Below are 16,722 nucleotides of genomic sequence, written 5' to 3' on the forward strand. Positions count from 1 at the left end.
AAAGTGGCCGCCAATGCGCGGATCGACCAACAGCGGACGATGGCATGAATCTAGCCGACCCGGGCCTCTACGCACACCCTGGTATCGATGTTGACATCAGCATCGTCACGAGGAGCTTGCCGCAGAGATGATTCGTGGGCTGTGCGGGAAAGCCAATCGCCGATGTCGCAGATGTAGAGCGAACAGAGGTAGTTCTAGATGTTTGTCAGACGCTCTCAGCCATACCGCCGCACCACGCGGTCGCCCTCGGCGGTCTTCAACACCACGCCGCTGGGCTGGCCAGTGGTCAGGCAATGCAGTCTGGCCATCACCTCGGCGTTTTCCAACGCGCCCTGCTCGCGCAGATAACGCAGCGGCGACCACTGCGGCCGGGTGACCCACCAGCCGCCCTGCTCGGGATGGATGCTTACAACGTAGCGGGACTCGTCCATCAGGCCTCCGGCCGGTGCGTGCAGCGATCAACGATGGTGCGTAACGCGTGCGGGCTATCGCAGCGCGCTGCGCGTGGGAACGCGTTCTCCCATCAGCATGCCGACGTGCCCTTACTCAAGGGGCCGCGGGAGAGTGGCCAAGGGCCCCGCGTCCGGCATAGCCAGAATGTTCTTTTGATTATGGGAATACCGTCGGGTGGACACTGGCAGTGCGGTAGGAAAATTCTTACATGACACCGGTCATGCGCAGCGCTACAGTCGATCCCGAGCGGCGAACAGACGTCGCGAGCGGCCGTCAGGTAGCGCGGACGGTGGCAGCGGGGAGGTCAATCGCGCTTGGGAAGTACCTCGGGGGAGGAGTTGCATGCATCTGCTCAGGAAGTTCCAGTTTCCGGTCAAATCCGCGATGGTGGTGGGTTATGTCCTGGTGATCCGGGAAGCGATCGTCTTGTGGTCCTGAGTACGTCAGGCCTCTGACGCTCAGGCTGCCGCATCGCACGGACCGAGACCCGTCATGGCGTCTCAGTCCGCGTCCACCCAGCCACGCTGTTGTGCGGCTGCCAGGTCGGCGGGCGTGTCCACGTCCAGGGCGAGTGCCGGTGCGCTCACGCAGCCCAGCGTCTGCACGTCCAGGCTGGCGAACAGACCGCGCAGGCCGCTATCGGCCTGCAACGGCACATCTGCCCACGCGGCATGCGTCACCACTGCGGGGATGCCGCGTACCCCGGCGTAGCCGCTGGTGGCGCACCCCGAGGCTGCATGACCGGCCTCTTCGAGTAGCGCACGCAGATGCGGTGCGTCCAGCGCGGGTTGGTCGCAGCCCAGGATCAGGCTGCGCCGCAGCGTTGTGTCGTCCTGCACGTAGTGCCGTAGCGCGGCCAGGCTGGAGCCCATGCCTGCAGACCAGTTGCCGTGCCGCAGCACTTCCACCTCCAGACCTTGCAGGACATCGGTCAGTGCGTCGGCCTCTGCGCCCAGCACCACCACGCAGCGGCGCGGCGACGTCTGCAGCGCGAGACGCGCGAAGCGACGCAACAGTGGCTCGCCATCGCGCATCAGCAATTGTTTTGCCCGGCCCAGACGACGGCCGGCGCCTGCGGCGAGTAGCAGTGCAGCATGATCGCTGCTCATGCGCTCGATACCGCAGTGCGTGGCGAAGAACCTCGCGGTATCGGCTGTGAATCGCGTCGTGAACGGCTTATCTGCCCATTGCAAATGGGTGCCCTGCTTGCACGCGACGGACCTTGGTCAGCGTCGCGAGATGCGTCGTCATCGTGATCAGAAAATACGGTCATGGCGACGTCGCGCGTAGTGGAGATGCGCTCAGCGTAGAGATCCGACTGTGCGTGCCGGGTGACTACGTGGCGCGTGTCTGCGGCACTTGTTGGCAAGGAATACGCGCGCCGGGAGCGACGCCGCCAAATCAACCAATGCCCAATAATACATATTGAAGATAATTCAAATCAAAGCAGCCCAGTGCCTGGCTAACACTCGGTGCTTCTGCTTTTTCAAGCAACCGTCAATGGTGAGCATCCGTGCACTGATCTGGCGCAGCGGGCTATCGCCTTACGCACTTCGTGCAGCAATACCGCGAGCTAACCCACGACTCCTCACTTCGGCAGCCTGCAGATCGGCGACCGCCTGCGTGGCCTCGGCGACGATGCCGAGCGCGATCGTGTGCGGCGACGAGCGCCCCATCCGCCAGCCGGCGGGTAGTCGTACACGCGCCAACGCTGCATCGTCGTGGCCGAGCGCACGCAGTGCCTGCAGACGCGCTTCGCGTTTGTGCCGGCTACCCAGAATGCCGATACAGGCGACGTTGGATGCGAGCCCACGATGCGCGACCTGCAGATCGATATCGCTGTCGTGGGCCAGGCTGTACAACGCGCTGTCTGCATCCAGCACCAGATCCTGCAACGCCTCGCTCAACGCGCGGCGATCGTAGTGTTCCGGGGCCAGGCCAGGCGGTGGTTCGCTGGGACCATGCGGTCGCAGCACGCGCAGCTCGATGCCCATCTGGCTGGCCAGGGTCACCAGCACCAGCAGCGCAGGATCGGCGCCGACCAATACCAATCGCAATGGCGGCCGATGCGTGCGCAGGAATTCGCTGGCGCGTACATCCTGCGTATTCGCCGGATAACGCACTGCGCCGGACTCTCGATCCAGCGCGACGTGGAACGCACGGCGATGCTGGCGCGCATTGCGCCAGCGCACCAGATGCTCGCCCAGATCCGGCACCGGCCAGACCAGCACGCCGATGCGTCCGCCACAGCTGAGCTGGATGTCGAGCACCTCGCTGCCCTCGCCGTAATCGAGCCAACGCGGCTGGCCGTCGCGCAGTGCGGCGATGGCTTCGTGCGCCACCGCCGCTTCCACGCAACCGCCGGAGACATAACCGGCCACCCGGCCGTCTGCGCTGATCGCCATCTCGCTGCCCAACGGGCGCGGCGACGAGCCTTGCACGTCGATCAGCGTGGCGATCGCCACCCGCTGCCCTGCCCGATGCCAGGCGGTGAGCGTGGGCAGCAAATCGTCGTGCAATGCATAGCTCGGCCATGCCGGCCATGCCGGCTCGGCCGGAGGCGCATGCGCGACCGGGGCCACCAATGCACTCACGCGCGCAGCAACTCGGGCATGTGCGGCAGCAGCTTGTCGAGCGTGACCGGATAATCGCGCACGCGCACGCCGGTGGCGTTGTAGACCGCATTGGCGATGGCCGCAGCGACCCCACAGATGCCCAACTCGCCCACGCCCTTGGCCTTCATCGGCGAGGACATCGGGTCGCTTTCTTCGAGAAAGATCACTTCCTGATGCGGGATATCCGCATGCACTGGCACTTCGTAACCGGCCAGGTCGTGATTGACGAAAAAGCCCAGTCGCTTGTCGACCGCCAGCTCTTCCATCAAGGCGGCGCCTGCACCCATGGTCATGCCGCCAATCACCTGGCTGCGCGCCGATTTGGGGTTGAGGATGCGTCCGGCCGCGCACACCGCGAGCATGCGCCGGATGCGTACTTCAGCAGTGGCGATATCCACGCCGACTTCGACAAAGTGCGCGCCGAACGTGGAGAGCTGATGCGTCTTGGACAAATCACCGAACTCGATCTTGTCTTCCACCACCAACGCACCGTTGGCCGCCGCATCACCCAGCGCGATGCGCTTGCCGCCTGCGCGTACATGGCTGTCGGCAAATTCGGCCTTGGCCGGGTCCAGACCGAGTTGCTTGGCAACGGCTTCGCGCAGCTTCACCGACGCTGCATACACGCCGGCCGTCGAGCTATTGGCGCCCCACTGACCGCCGGAGCCGGCCGATGCCGGGAAGCTGGAATCACCCAGTCGCACGTCCACCCAATCCAGCGGCACGCCCATCATTTCCGCAGCGGTCTGCGCAATGATGGTGTAGGAACCGGTGCCGATATCGGTCATGTCGGTTTCCACCACCACGCGCCCGCCCTGCTCCAGGCGCATGCGCGCGCCGGAGGTCATCGCCGGTGAATTACGGAATGCGGCTGCCACCCCCATGCCAACCAACCAGCGACCATCACGGGTGCTGGCCGGCTTGGCCTTGCGCTTGGACCACTCGAACCGCTTGGCGCCGTCTTCCAGACACTTGACCAACTGCCGCTGCGAGAACGGACGCTGCGGATTTTCAGGATCCACCTGGGTGTCGTTGACGATGCGGAACGTGACCGGATCCATGTCGAGCTTTTCGGCCATTTCGTCCATGGCCACTTCCAGCGCCATCAAGCCCGGTGCTTCGCCGGGCGCACGCATGGCGTTGCCTTCCGGCAGATCCAGCACGGCCAGACGCGTGGCGATCAGGCGATTGGCACCGGCATACAGCAACTGCGTCTGCGCAGCGGCGTTCTCGGCACCGCCCTCAGGCAAATCGCCGGACCAGGTTTCATGTGCGATCGCGGTGATCTTGCCGTCACGCTGCGCACCGATACGGATGTGCTGCAGGGTGGCCGGGCGATGCGTGGTGTTGTTGAAGATGAGCGGCCGCGGCAACATCACCTTGACCGGGCGCCCCACCTGGCGTGCAGCCAACGAGGCCAGCACCGCATCGGCGCGCAGGAACAATTTTCCACCGAAGCCACCACCGATATACGGCGACATCAGGCGCACGTTTTCGCGCGGAATATTCAGCGTTTTCGCCAGATCGCCCGCGCTCCAATTGATCATCTGATTGGAGGTCCAGACGCTGAGCTTGTCGCCTTCCCACTGTGCGATCGATGCATGCGGCTCCATCATCGCGTGCGAATGGTCGGGCGTGGTGTATTCGGCATCCAGCTGCACCGGTGCGGCTGCGAAGGCGCCAGCGAAGTTACCGACTGCACTATTCGGCGCGCCGCCTTCCTTGGTGACCCTGGCGCCATCGCGTGCTTTTTCCAGATCGTAGGCGCCAACATGGCGACCGTAGTCGACCTTGATCAGCCGGCCTGCGGCACGCGCCTGTTCGAAAGTCTCGGCAACCACCACGGCAATGGCCTGGTGGTAGTGCTGAATCTCCGGCCCGCCCAGCAATTTGGCCGTGTTGTATTTGCCTTTGTCCAGCTTGCCGGCGTTCTGCGCAGTGACGATGCCCAGCACACCGGGTGCATTGCGTGCAGCGCTCAGATCGATGCTGCGGATGGTGCCTTTGGAGATGCCTGCACCGATGACATGGCCGTAGGCCGCGCGAGCAGGCAGGTCATGGTGTTCGTACGCATACGGCGCCTGGCCGGTGGTTTTGAGCGGACCATCGATGCGATCGACAGGCTTGCCGACGACCTTGAGTTGATCGATGGGATTGATACCGGCGGGAGTGTCGAATTTCATATCAGGCCCTCGTGTCGGCCAGGATCGCGGTCAAGGTGCGCTCCACCAGCGGCAGCTTGAATGCATTGTGTTCGGTCGGCTGTGCGCCATCGAGCAACACAGAGACGATGGCACGCGCACCTTGGCGCGACTGCGCTTCGGCGGCTTCGCTGCGCCAGGGTTTGTGCGCAACGCCACCCACACCCACACGTGCGCTGCCGTCGCGCTGCACGACTGCCGCAACCGACACCAATGCAAACGCATACGACGCGCGGTCGCGCACCTTGCGATAGACATGCGTCCCGCCAATCGGCTTGGGCAAGCTCACCGCGGTGATCAGCTCGCCGCGTTCCAGTACAGTTTCCAGATGCGGTGTCTTGCCGGGCGCGCGATAGAAATCGGACAACGGCACTGCACGCGTCTGCCCATCGGGGCGTACTGTTTCCACCACCGCATCCAGCACGCGCATTGCAATCGCCATGTCGCTCGGATGCGTTGCGATGCAGTCTTCGCTGACACCGATCACTGCAAGCTGCCGGTTGAAACCGCCGATCGCCGCGCAGCCGCTGCCAGGCAGGCGCTTGTTGCACGGCTGATTGGTATCGTAAAAATACGGGCAACGCGTACGCTGCAGCAGATTGCCGGCGGTGGTCGCACGATTGCGCAACTGCCCCGAGGCACCTGCCAACAATGCGCGCGACAACAGTGCGTAATCGCGACGAACGCGCGCATCTGCGGCCAGATCGGTATTGCGCACCAGCGCACCGATCCGCAGGCCACCCTCCGGCGTAGCGTCGATCGTGTCCAGGCTCAGGCCGTTGACATCGATCAGGTGCGAGGGGGTTTCGATTTGCAGCTTCATCAGATCCAGCAGGTTCGTACCGCCTGCGATGAACTTGGCACCCGGCTGACGCGCAGCCTTGGCCGCCGCATCGGCTGGCGAGGTGGCGCGCTCGTAGCTAAAGGCCTTCATGCGCGGTCTCCGGCGACATCGTTGATCGCGTCGACAATGTTGGAATACGCGCCACAGCGGCAGATATTGCCGCTCATGCGTTCCTGCAGTTCGGGAGTGGTGAGCCTGGTCTTGCCGGTGAGATCTTCAGTGACGTGGCTGGGAATGCCGCGCTTGACTTCGTCCAGCACCGCCACCGCCGAACAGATCTGGCCCGGCGTGCAATAGCCGCACTGATAGCCATCGTGTTTGACAAACGCGGCCTGCATCGGATGCAGCTTGTCGGGCGTTCCCAGTCCTTCGATGGTGGTGATCTTGCCGCCCTGATGCATGACGGCCAGCGACAAGCAGGAGTTCATGCGCTGCCCATCGACGATGACCGTACACGCACCGCATTGGCCGTGATCGCAGCCCTTCTTGGTCCCGGTCAGGTGCAAGTGCTCGCGCAAGGCATCCAGCAAGGTGGTGCGATTATCCAACGTCAATGTCACCGGCTTGCCGTTGACCTCGAACGCAACCTGGCTCGACGCATTGGCTGGTTCGATGGCTTGACGCTGCGACATCGCATTGGCGGCAGTCGCCGCCATCGACTGGGTTGCGGCAACGCTGGCTGCCGACGCCGTGCCAGCGATCAGTACCTCGCGACGGGTCATCTTGATGTCTCTCATGGCTGGCATCTCCAACAATGCTGGCTTATACAGTTCTTAAATAATGTGAAGCGTGGCCGGTCACAAGCGCGTGAGTAAGTGCCATCGGCGCTGGCTTGAACACGGAGGTGAAACACAGGGATGGACCGAGTTTAGTGCCGGTCTATGCGCACATTGGCGGCATGAGATGCATGCGCCTATGAACCCCGCTCATCATTGCGGCCAGGGATTTCACGACGTGTTCGCATACGCGCACGAGGCGTGTTTCTCGTCATCCAATCACACGCATGGTCGCTCGCAAGCAAGCCGGACAGTGCAACCGTCGGCGATCAAATGGCGGCTGCCGAGCACATGCGGTGTCAATCACAGATTGGTGCAGCGCTCTTGAATGCCGTACAGCTGCGGTCCAGGGCAACGCGTACGCTGGCACACCCATTGCAGGGTCTTGGTGTCCAGACAGGTAGCCACCGTGACATCAGTCAGCAAGCAACGGCGACAACGTGCACAGCGCATTGCGCTGCACTTCGTGCTGATCGCCTCGTGGCTGCTACTGCTGGGTTCGGAGTACTGGTCTATCCACGAGGAACGCGCCACCGCGTTGCGCACCGCCGAAGCGCAGTCCTTGAATCTGGCCAACTCGCTTGCGCAGCATGCCGGCGACACCATGGCGATCGCTGATGCGGTGTTGTCGGGTCTGGTCGCACGGGTAGAACACGATCAGGCCTCGGCAGCCGCGCGATCAGCGATGCATGGATTTCTGGTGCGCGAGGCACGCCGCTCGGATCGGCTGCATGGCATTTTCATCTACGCCGCAGACGGCAGTTGGGTGAGTTCGTCGTTGAACAGCGCACCTAGAAAGCAGAACAATGCCGACCGCGCCTACTTCAAATATCACCGCGATCATCGCGATGCCTTGTCGCTGGTCGGCCCGCCCGTCCAAAGCCGTTCCGATGGCAGCTGGGTGCTTACCCTGAGCCGGCGACTCAACACGCCCGGTGGCGAGTTTGCAGGGGTGGTGTTGGTCACGCTGCAACTGAAGTATTTCCAGAACTACTACAGCACTTTCGAAGTGGGCCCCAATGGCACGATCGGCATCATCAACGACGATGGCATCGTGCTGGTACGCCGGCCCGACAAACAGGGCGTGATCGGCACCTCGATCGCCGGCACCGCGATCTACGTCAACATCCGCGCACACAAACATGGCACTGCGACCTATCGCTCACCAATCGACGGTGTGAAGCGCATTTCCAGCTTCGCTCCCGCACGCCCGTATCCGTTGACCGTGCTGACCGGTGTGTCGGTGGACGATGCATTGGCAACCTGGCGGCAATCCGCACGCCAGCGGATCGTGATCGCCACGCTGGGGTTTGCACTGTTGCTGGCAGTCGGCCTCTGGCTGGATCTGCAATTGCGCCGCATGCATCGCAACGAAGCCAAACTCAGCTCCGAAGCCTGGGTGGACGCGCTCACTGGCATCGCAAACCGGCGTGCATTCGACTACCGGCTGTCACGCGCGCTGCAGGACGCGGTGCGTCTGCAGGCACCGTTGTCGGTGCTGATGATCGATGTCGACCACTTCAAGCTCTACAACGACACCTATGGTCATGTGAACGGCGATGCCTGCCTGCGTTTGATTGCGCGTGCGATCGCCGAGTGTTCACGGCGCAGCGACGACATTGCCGCGCGCTATGGCGGCGAAGAGTTCGGCATGATCCTGCCGCATACCGACGCTGCCGGCGCGCTGCGCTTGGCCGATGCCGTGCGCAGCGCCGTCGCCGGACTCGGCCTGATGCACCTGTCCAGCCCCACCAGCGCGCACGTCACCGTGAGCGTGGGCGCGGCGACGTTCGAACCGGGCGAAGCGCCGCGCACCCCGGATGCGTTCGTGCACGATGCCGACTCGGCGCTGTATCGCGCCAAGCAGAACGGGCGGGATCGGACGTCGGCATGAGCGAGCAATCGCACGCGTCAGATGCCAACAGGTGCAGCAATTGGTGCAACGTTTTTTACATCCCTTTTCGACGCGGTGATCCGCGAAGCAGGCAGCAACAAGGGCACTTCTACAGCAGCTTCCGGCCGACTCTCACCGCAGAGATTGGCAACGCCATCGTGGGATTGCCCCGGCCAGAAATAGTTGGCCTGCCAAGCTAAACCTAGTGCAATGCGTCGCCGTGATGCCAGAGCGCGGGAATTCTATTTTCTCGAGGCCAGAGTTCATCCAGGGTCGGCACCTCGCGCAATCGACCGCCCAGCATCACCGCGTCGATCTTTTGCGCGTTGCGGATATCCAGGCGCGGGTCGGCCTGCAGGATCACCAGATCGGCCAGCTTGCCCACCTCCAGGCTGCCCAGTTCCGCACCGCGGCCGATGCTGCGCGCACCACCCAGGGTGGCCGCCTGCAATACCTCGACCGGGGTCATGCCACCCTCCACATGCGCCTGCATTTCCCAGTGCAGGCCGGGTCCGGCGATCTCGCCATGCGAGCCCATCGCCACCAGCCCGCCCGCACGCTGGATACGCGCCACATCGCCGGCGATGCGCGGATAAAGCATCAGCGACGGATCGATCCAGCGCTGCGACTGCACCTGCTGCATGGCCACCTCGTACGGGCGGGTTGCGCGGAACGTGGCATCGCCCAGCGGCCGATCGCGGATGACGTAGTTGTTTTGCGCCGCAGGGCCACCGTTGGCGATCATCAGCGTTGCGTCATAGCTTGTGCCACTGCGTGCCATCAGCTCGATCACGTCGCGGTACAGCGGTGTTGGCAGTGCGTGTTCGTGCCCGGCATAGCCGTCCATGACCTGATTGAGGTCGAGTTTCAGCGCCAGCGAGCCCTCGCTGGTGGGGCGCATGCCCAGCTCGTGCGCCGCCTGCACCAGCCACTGGCGCTGGCGGCGATTACCGACCAGATACTGTTTGACGGTGCGTGTGCGGTAGTGGTCGCGATAACGGCGAAGCAAGGCGCGCGCCTCATCCAGTGAGGCGATGCGGTTGAACGAGAACATCGCCATGCCGGTGGTCGGCGCGCGCGCGCCCACTACCCTCCCGGCATCGACCAGATCCTGGTAGGCCAGCATGTCGATGCTCAGCGACGATGGATCGAAGGCGGTGGTAATCCCGTAGGCCAGTCGCGCGCGCAGGCCCCAAGGCCGCATGTCGAGCAGATCGCGGCGAAAATCGGCGACGTGGTCATGCACATCGATCAGGCCCGGAATGATGAAGCGCCCGCTGACATCGCGCAGTTGCGCGCCGGCCGGCACTTCCACGCTGCCGCGCGGACCGATCGCGGCGATGCGTCCATCGCGCACCAGCAGGTCGGCATCGGCAATGGCCTCATCGCCACGCTGCGTGAGCGCAGTGGCGCCACGCAGCAGCAGCGTGCCGCTGGCCACATCGCGCGGGACGTCCACCCTGGCTTGCACAACCTGCGTGTTCCGCCCTGGCGTTGGCACGTCTGCATCCCAGCCCGGCGCATCGGCAGCATGCAGGGCGATGTCGGCGCGTGCACGGCGGTAGACGCTGGAACCGATCGACCAGGTCATCGTGCGGCCGTCCGCGCTCCACCCGAAATAATCTGCGCCAACATCGGTGATGCGCCGATGGCGCATGCCCGGCGCCAGCAGATCGACCGTTGTTCCCTTCGCCGGCACCGGCAGCAGGTGCAACTGCTGAGCGACCTGGGCCAGCAGCCACTGGCCGTCGGGACTGATCCGCAGGTCGTCCACCGGGACGCTGCCGTCCTGGAAGTACCAACCCGGCCCCTTCACCACGATGGGTGCATCGGCAAGGCCGCTGCGCAGATCGATGCCGAGCAGGCCGCCGCTACCCATCGCGTAGACACGGTCAGCATCCGCACCGAAGTGCAGCGTGCCACCCAACGTCCCGCGATAGAGGACCCTGGCCTGGCCGCCCTGCGCCGACAACTGTTGCAGCTGCGCCTCACGCACGCTGCCAAACACCATCGAGGCCTGCATGCGCGCCACGTTGTCGGAGGCCACCACCAGCACGTCGCGCCCATCACGGGTGAACACCGGATGGGTGTAGTACGCGCCAGGCCCCTGGCTGAGCTGGCGCGCCGCCGCGGCGCCGGGCGCCAGTGACCAGACCTGGCCACCCTCCCCGCCTTCCCAGGTGACGTAGGTCAGCGCCTTGCCATCCGGCGCCCAGCTGGGATGGAAGGCCGGCACATCGCCGGTGGGCAGCCGCTTCGGCAGCGCGCCATCTTCCATGTCCATCAGATAGAGCGCGCCCAACGCGGAGAACGCCACCCGCGTGCCGTCCGGCGACACTGCAGGATCCTGGATCAGCCGCGCCTGGACCGGGCCTGTTTCCTGACGGATGTCGGCGCCGGTCAATGGCCCCAGCTCCAGGTCGACCGACGCGATAAACGGAATCGCGCGCGGGGCCTCACGATCCAGCGCGATGCGCTCGAAGCGGCCGTTGCGGCTCAGCAGCAGCGCACGCCCGTCGCGCGTGAAGGCATAGCGCGGCACCAGATCCTGCCAGCTCTGCGCCTGGCTCTGGTCATGTTCGATCGGGAAGGCGATCCAGCGGTCCTCGCCGGTGGCGAGCGTGCGCAGGCGCAGACCGGTCTGGCCCTGCTGGCGGGTGGCGTAGGCCAGCTGCTTGCCGTCCGGCGAGAGCCGCGGGCTGAAATAGGTACCGGGAAACGGCCGGCGCCCCGGAACGCCGGGCACCGGCAAGATCGTCTCTTCCTTGCCGGTGGCCAGGTCGCGTCGCACGATCGACCACAGCTCCAGCTCGGCGCTGTCCTTGTCGCCGCTGCGGCGCGCAGCGTAGAGCTGCCTGCCATCCGGCGACACCACCGCGCCCAGCGTGCTCTGCTCGCTGCCGACGCCCTCCGCGCGGACCGGTGCGACCAGGCGTTCGCTTCCATCCAGTCCGTAACGCCACAGCTCGTAGTCGTTAACCGACCAGCGGAAGCGGCTGGCGTACAGGGCGCTGCCATCGGGCGCCCAGGCCGGCGACACCAACACGGTATCGTCGTCGCCGAAAGTGAGCTGCTGCGCGTCGCGCCCATCGGGCCGCATGCGCCACAGGTTTTCGGCACCGCTGCGGTCGCTGACAAAGGCGATCCAGTGTCCGTCCGGCGAAAACGTCGGCTGGCTGTCGAAGCCCAGGCCACGGCTGATCGCCTTGGCCCGGCCGCCACCGGCGTCCAGCGTGTACAGATCACCGAGCAGGTCGAACACCAGCCGGCCATCGCGCGGCGATACGTCCAGCCCCATCCAGGTGCCTTCATCGGTCTCGAAGGCGATGCGGCGCGTGGCCTGCAACGGCAGCGTCTGTCCCGGTGCCTGCTGCGGGCGCGGCACGCTGGCCGCCGCGGTTGTACCTGCAGCATCGGCCAGCCACGGCAGCGGCAGGTGCTCGGGCAGCGGCAGGTGCTCGGCGGGATCGTGGGCCAGCGCGGCAGCCGCGGCGATCGACAGACAGCCCATCAGGCCAAGACCGAACCACTGACGCACGCCACGCTCCTTCATCAAGGCGCCACCCTCCTCAGGCGGCGTCGGATCATGCCAGAGGCCTGCGTGCTTGCATCGCGCAGGCGGGTTTCAAGCACGGCTCACAGATCGATCGAGAACGAGACGGTGAACGTGCGCGGCGCGGCCAGGACCAGATAATTCGCACCCGAAGCGCCACCGACCGACGACCAGAAGCTGCGGTCGAACAGGTTGTCCACGCGCGCACGCACGCTCCAGGCCTTGCCGGCGGCCTGGAACGCATAGCGCGCGCCCAGGTCGAAACGCGTCCAGGACGGAATTTCCAGCACGTTGACCGCATCGGCGTATTGACGATCGGTATAGACCGCGCGCCCGTCGAGCGTCAGGCCCGGCAGCGCAGCGATATCCCATTCCAGGCCCAGATTGGCCTGTTTTTCCGGCACACCGAGCACGTCGTTGCCTTCGTTCACGCCGTCCTGGGTCTTGTTGTAGCCGGCATCCAGCAACGTGATGCCGCCCAGTGCGCGCAGGCCGTCGATCGGCTGGCCGTAGAAGCTCAGCTCCAGGCCCTGGTTGCGCTGCTCGCCGTCGGTGGTCAGGCGTGCGTTGCTGACGATGGTATTGGGCTGATTGATGCGGAACAGCGCCGCGGTTGCGCCGTAGCTGCCGGCGTCGTACTTGGCGCCGATTTCGAACTGCTTGGACTTGAACGGCGCCAGCAGTTCACCGGCGTTTTCCAGCGGCGTGCTGCCGGACACGGCAGGCACTTCCTGGCCAGGCAACAGGGCTTCGGCGTAATTGGCATACAGCGACACCGCACGGCCGAACTTGAAGACGACTGCGCCGACCGGGGTCACCACACTGTCGCTGTAGCTGCTGAGTCGCGCGCCGGTGTTGTAGTCGTAACCGTACTGCTCCAGCGTCTGGTGGCGTGCGCCCAGGGTCAGCAGGATGCGGCCGTCATCGAAGGCCAGCGTGTCGGCGATGGCGACGCTGCGGGTCTCGTTCTTGCTGGTGGTCAGCGGCTCGAACAGCACGCCACCGGGGAACAGGCCACTCAGCGGCGCCACCGCCACCGGGTCGTACAACGTACCCACCGCCGTGCCGTAGCTGCCGAATGCAAAGGCATTCTTCGAGTCCAGCTTGAAGGCCGACGCCGATGCACTCAGGCGATGACCGACGCGGCCGGTGTCGAACGTCGCGCGGATGCCGACATCGCCGGTGGTGACCTTGTCTTCCCGGTAGTTGTCGAAGCGGCCGGTGTTCAAATTGCCGGCGGCATCGGCGTTTGGATTCGCCAGCACGTTGTGCTCGTCGCTGTCGCGCATGCCGATCGCCGCCCAGGCCATGACGCTGTCGGTCAGGTCGTATTCGGCCCGGATCACGCCGAAGGTGTCGCGCTCTTGGGCGAAGGTCCAAGGCTGGGCGAAGTTGATATCGGCATCGGGTGCGATCGGAATTCCACCCACCGGAGTGATGCTCGGACGCGGACGGTCGGTACGCTGGTCCTGCCAGCCGATGTCAGCTGACAGGCGCAGCCGCTCGCCACGAAAATCCACGCCCAGCGAACCCATGCCCAGCTCGCGATCCTCGTCGGTGGCGTTCTCGCCATCGCGGCGCGCGAGGTTGGCGCGCAGCCCCCAGGCACGGTCCGGGCCGAAGCGGTAGGACGCATCCGCCGCGCCATACACCTGGCCGCCGGTTTCGGTGCCCAGCGTCAGCCGGGTAACGTCATTCTCGCCAGCGCGCTTGGGCACCAGATTGAACGCGCCGCCGACCCCGCTGCCGCCGGGTGCGGCGCCGTTGATGAAACTGTTGGCGCCGCGAAACACTTCCACCCGCTCCAGGAACTCGGCCGCCACGTATTGACGCGGCAGCAGGCCGTACAGGCCGTTGTAGCTCATGTCGTCGGAGAACACGGGGAAGCCGCGCACCACGTACAACTCCTGGAAGTTGCCGAACCCACGCGCCACCCGCACCGCCGGGTCGTTCTGCACCACGTCGGCCACGCTGCGCGCCTGCTGGTTGCGCATCAACTCGGCGGTGAAGTTCATGCTGTTGAACGGCGTGTCCATCACGTCGAGGTTGCCGAACAGACCGACGCGGCCGCCGGTGGCGACCTGGCCGCCGGCATAGTCGGGCGGCAGCTCGACCTGCGAACCGTCCGCAGTGACGGTCAACGTGTCGAGCGTCTTGGCAGTGTCGAGGGGCGTTGCAGCTTGCTGCGACCACGCGATCGGCGCGGCGCAGAAACAGGCGATGGCAACGGCAAGTCGCGCGCGCGGACGCAGCGACAGGAAATGCGGAACATGGGCGCGCATGCAGGGAACCTGGTCAGCTTGGAGTGAGACGCTGGCTGGGGACGCGGGTTCCCTGGCTGAGAAGCCGTCCAGGAGCACGCAGACGACGTGGAATTATTGCACCTTTCGCTTGGCGCCCCGAGTTGATGACATCGGTGTTGGCAAGACGCTGGGCATCGGCGTTGGCCTGCCTTGGCTAGGCCGCCACAGCTGCACGCCACGTGCATGTACCCAGCGCGCGCGACAGTCCAGCGTCAACAGCAAAAATCCCGGTAGGCGCAAGACCTTACCGGGATTCTGGTGACACAAAGTGCTGTCGAGATCAGAACGGAATATCGTCATCGGCAAAGTCGTCCATCGGCGGCGCGGACTGCTGCTGGGCCGGCTGCTGACGACGCGGGGCATAATCCTGACCGCCGCCCTGACCGCCACCGCCGCCACCCTGCTGCTGGCGCGGCGCCTGCGCGCGCTGCGGACGATCGCCGCCCATGCCACCGCCACCACCGCCTTCACCACGGCCGCCGAGCATCTGCATCTCGTTGGCGACGATGTCGGTGCTGTACTTTTCCACGCCGTCCTGGCCGGTGTACTTGTCGTAGCGCAACTCGCCTTCGACGTACACCTGCGAGCCCTTGCGCAGGTACTCACCGGCGATTTCGCCCAGCTTTCCGAAGAACACCACGCGGTGCCACTCGGTGCGCTCCTGGTTGTTGCCTTCGCGGTCCTTGCGCATGCTGGTCGTGGCCAGGCTCACGCGGGTGATCGCCATGCCGGCCTGGGTGTACTTGGTGTCGGGATCGTTGCCGAGGTTGCCGACGAGGATGACTTTGTTGATGCCGCGGGCCATAGATAGTTCCGAGATGGTGCGCCGGCGCCAGTGGGGCGCGGCGGTGAATGTCTTGGCGCCAATGTTACCGCACTCCCCGCGCCCGACACCGGCGCGTTGGCGCACCTGCGGGCCGGGGAATACCGCGCGGACAGGTCGGGATCCGGCATCTCCGCGCCATGCCGGCATCAAGCGCCACAAGGGTTTGCGACCGATGTGAAGGCCGGCGACAGCGCCGGCGGGACGGATCTGGCCCAGGCACCTATAATCCACGTACATCACGAACGCCTGCGCATGACCATCGCCGAAGACCTCCCCACCGTTCTGGGCCTGCCCCAGATCCAGTCCCTCGCCGCGCCCGACATGGCTGCGGTGGATGCGTTGATCCGCCGTCGTCTGGCGTCGGACGTCGTGCTGATCAACCAGATTGCCGATCACATCATCTCCGCCGGCGGCAAACGCCTGCGTCCGATGCTGGTGATGCTTGCCGGCCACGCCGCCGGCGGCTCCGGCCCGGAGCACCATCAGCTGGCGGCGATCGTCGAGTTCATCCACACCTCCACGCTGCTGCACGACGATGTGGTGGACGAATCGGATCTGCGCCGTGGCCGAAGCACCGCCAATGCGCTGTGGGGCAATGCGCCCAGCGTATTGGTGGGGGATTTTCTGTATTCGCGCAGCTTCCAGCTGATGGTCGAGCTGGACCGCATGGAAGTCATGCAGATCCTGGCCGACACCACCAACCGCATCGCCGAAGGCGAAGTGCTGCAGCTGCTGCACGTGCATAACCCCGACACCGACGAAGCCGCCTACCTGCGCGTGATCGAGCGCAAGACCGCGGTGCTGTTCGCGGCCGGCACGCGCCTGGGCGCGTTGGCTTCCGGCGCGGATGCGCACGTGCAGCAACGCCTGTACGACTACGGCATGCAGCTGGGCTTTGCCTTCCAGATCGCCGACGACGTGCTCGACTACGCCGCCGACGCCAGCGACCTGGGCAAGAACCTGGGCGACGATCTGGCCGAAGGCAAGGCCACGCTGCCACTGATCCACGCCATGGCGCATTCGGATGCGACCACCAGGGAGCGCCTGCGCCAGATCGTCGAACAAGGCGATGCGAGCGCAATGCCTGAGGTGCTGGCGGCGATTCACGCCACCGGTGGTTTGGACTACAGCCGCCAGCGCGCGGCCGAATATGCCGCCGCTGCCGAACAGGCGTTGGATGGCTTGCCAGCCAGCCCTGCGGTTGCCGCACTCCGCGGCCTGGCGCGTTACGCCGTGGAACGCACGCATTGATCGAGC

The 16,722-nt window shown here is 65.2% G+C and carries 11 protein-coding genes; 2 read left to right on the plus strand and 9 right to left on the minus strand.

From position 1 onward, the window contains the following. Positions 1-215: 215 nt before the first annotated feature. The 6 genes from NDY25_RS02510 to paoA form a co-directional block, all read right to left on the minus strand. Positions 216-431 (minus strand): hypothetical protein, encoded by a 216-nt coding sequence (locus NDY25_RS02510; protein WP_168958888.1) that lies wholly within the window; start codon positions 429-431, stop codon positions 216-218. A 522-nt stretch (positions 432-953) separates the two neighbouring features. Continuing rightward, a complete protein-coding gene (locus NDY25_RS02515; protein WP_168958889.1) occupies positions 954-1,562 on the minus strand; it encodes a nucleotidyltransferase family protein in 609 nt (202 codons plus the stop codon). Positions 1,563-1,997: 435 nt separating this feature from the next. Continuing rightward, positions 1,998-3,047 (minus strand): XdhC family protein, encoded by a 1,050-nt coding sequence (locus tag NDY25_RS02520; RefSeq protein ID WP_168958890.1) that lies wholly within the window; start codon positions 3,045-3,047, stop codon positions 1,998-2,000. Then, positions 3,044-5,251 (minus strand): aldehyde oxidoreductase molybdenum-binding subunit PaoC, encoded by a 2,208-nt coding sequence (gene paoC, locus NDY25_RS02525; protein WP_256627747.1) that lies wholly within the window; start codon positions 5,249-5,251, stop codon positions 3,044-3,046. Before paoC ends, NDY25_RS02520 begins: the two co-directional genes overlap by 4 nt. 1 nt (position 5,252) lies before the next feature. Next, a complete protein-coding gene (locus NDY25_RS02530; protein WP_168958892.1) occupies positions 5,253-6,203 on the minus strand; it encodes an FAD binding domain-containing protein in 951 nt (316 codons plus the stop codon). Next, the gene (gene paoA / locus NDY25_RS02535) at positions 6,200-6,850 is read right to left on the minus strand and encodes an aldehyde dehydrogenase iron-sulfur subunit PaoA (protein ID WP_168958893.1); all 651 of its coding nucleotides are present in this window, start codon (positions 6,848-6,850) and stop codon (positions 6,200-6,202) included. The genes NDY25_RS02530 and paoA overlap by 4 nt, the downstream gene beginning before the upstream one ends. 367 nt (positions 6,851-7,217) lie before the next feature. Here paoA and NDY25_RS02540 point away from each other — a divergent pair, with 367 nt between their 5' ends. After that, positions 7,218-8,783, plus strand: coding sequence for a sensor domain-containing diguanylate cyclase (locus NDY25_RS02540; protein WP_257608254.1), 1,566 nt, complete (start codon positions 7,218-7,220; stop codon positions 8,781-8,783). Between the two features lie 202 nt (positions 8,784-8,985). On the opposite strand, the gene NDY25_RS02545 is transcribed toward NDY25_RS02540, so the two are convergent. The 3 genes from NDY25_RS02545 to ssb all read right to left on the minus strand — a co-directional run bounded on the left by NDY25_RS02545 (position 8,986) and on the right by ssb (position 15,444). Continuing rightward, entirely contained in the window at positions 8,986-12,336 is a 3,351-nt protein-coding gene (locus NDY25_RS02545) for an amidohydrolase family protein (RefSeq protein ID WP_168958895.1), read from the minus strand. Positions 12,337-12,419: 83 nt separating this feature from the next. Beyond that, on the minus strand, positions 12,420-14,618 hold the full coding sequence (locus NDY25_RS02550; protein WP_168958896.1) for a TonB-dependent receptor: 2,199 nt from the start codon (positions 14,616-14,618) through the stop codon (positions 12,420-12,422). A gap of 301 nt (positions 14,619-14,919) precedes the next feature. Continuing rightward, the gene (gene ssb / locus NDY25_RS02555; protein ID WP_168958897.1) at positions 14,920-15,444 is read right to left on the minus strand and encodes a single-stranded DNA-binding protein; all 525 of its coding nucleotides are present in this window, start codon (positions 15,442-15,444) and stop codon (positions 14,920-14,922) included. Between the two features lie 273 nt (positions 15,445-15,717). Between ssb and NDY25_RS02560 the strand changes: the two genes are divergently transcribed. Then, positions 15,718-16,716, plus strand: coding sequence for a polyprenyl synthetase family protein (locus tag NDY25_RS02560; protein WP_168958925.1), 999 nt, complete (start codon positions 15,718-15,720; stop codon positions 16,714-16,716). Positions 16,717-16,722: the final 6 nt, after the last annotated feature.

It is taken from the genome of Xanthomonas hortorum pv. pelargonii (genome assembly GCF_024499015.1).
Lineage (GTDB): Bacteria > Pseudomonadota > Gammaproteobacteria > Xanthomonadales > Xanthomonadaceae > Xanthomonas > Xanthomonas hortorum_B.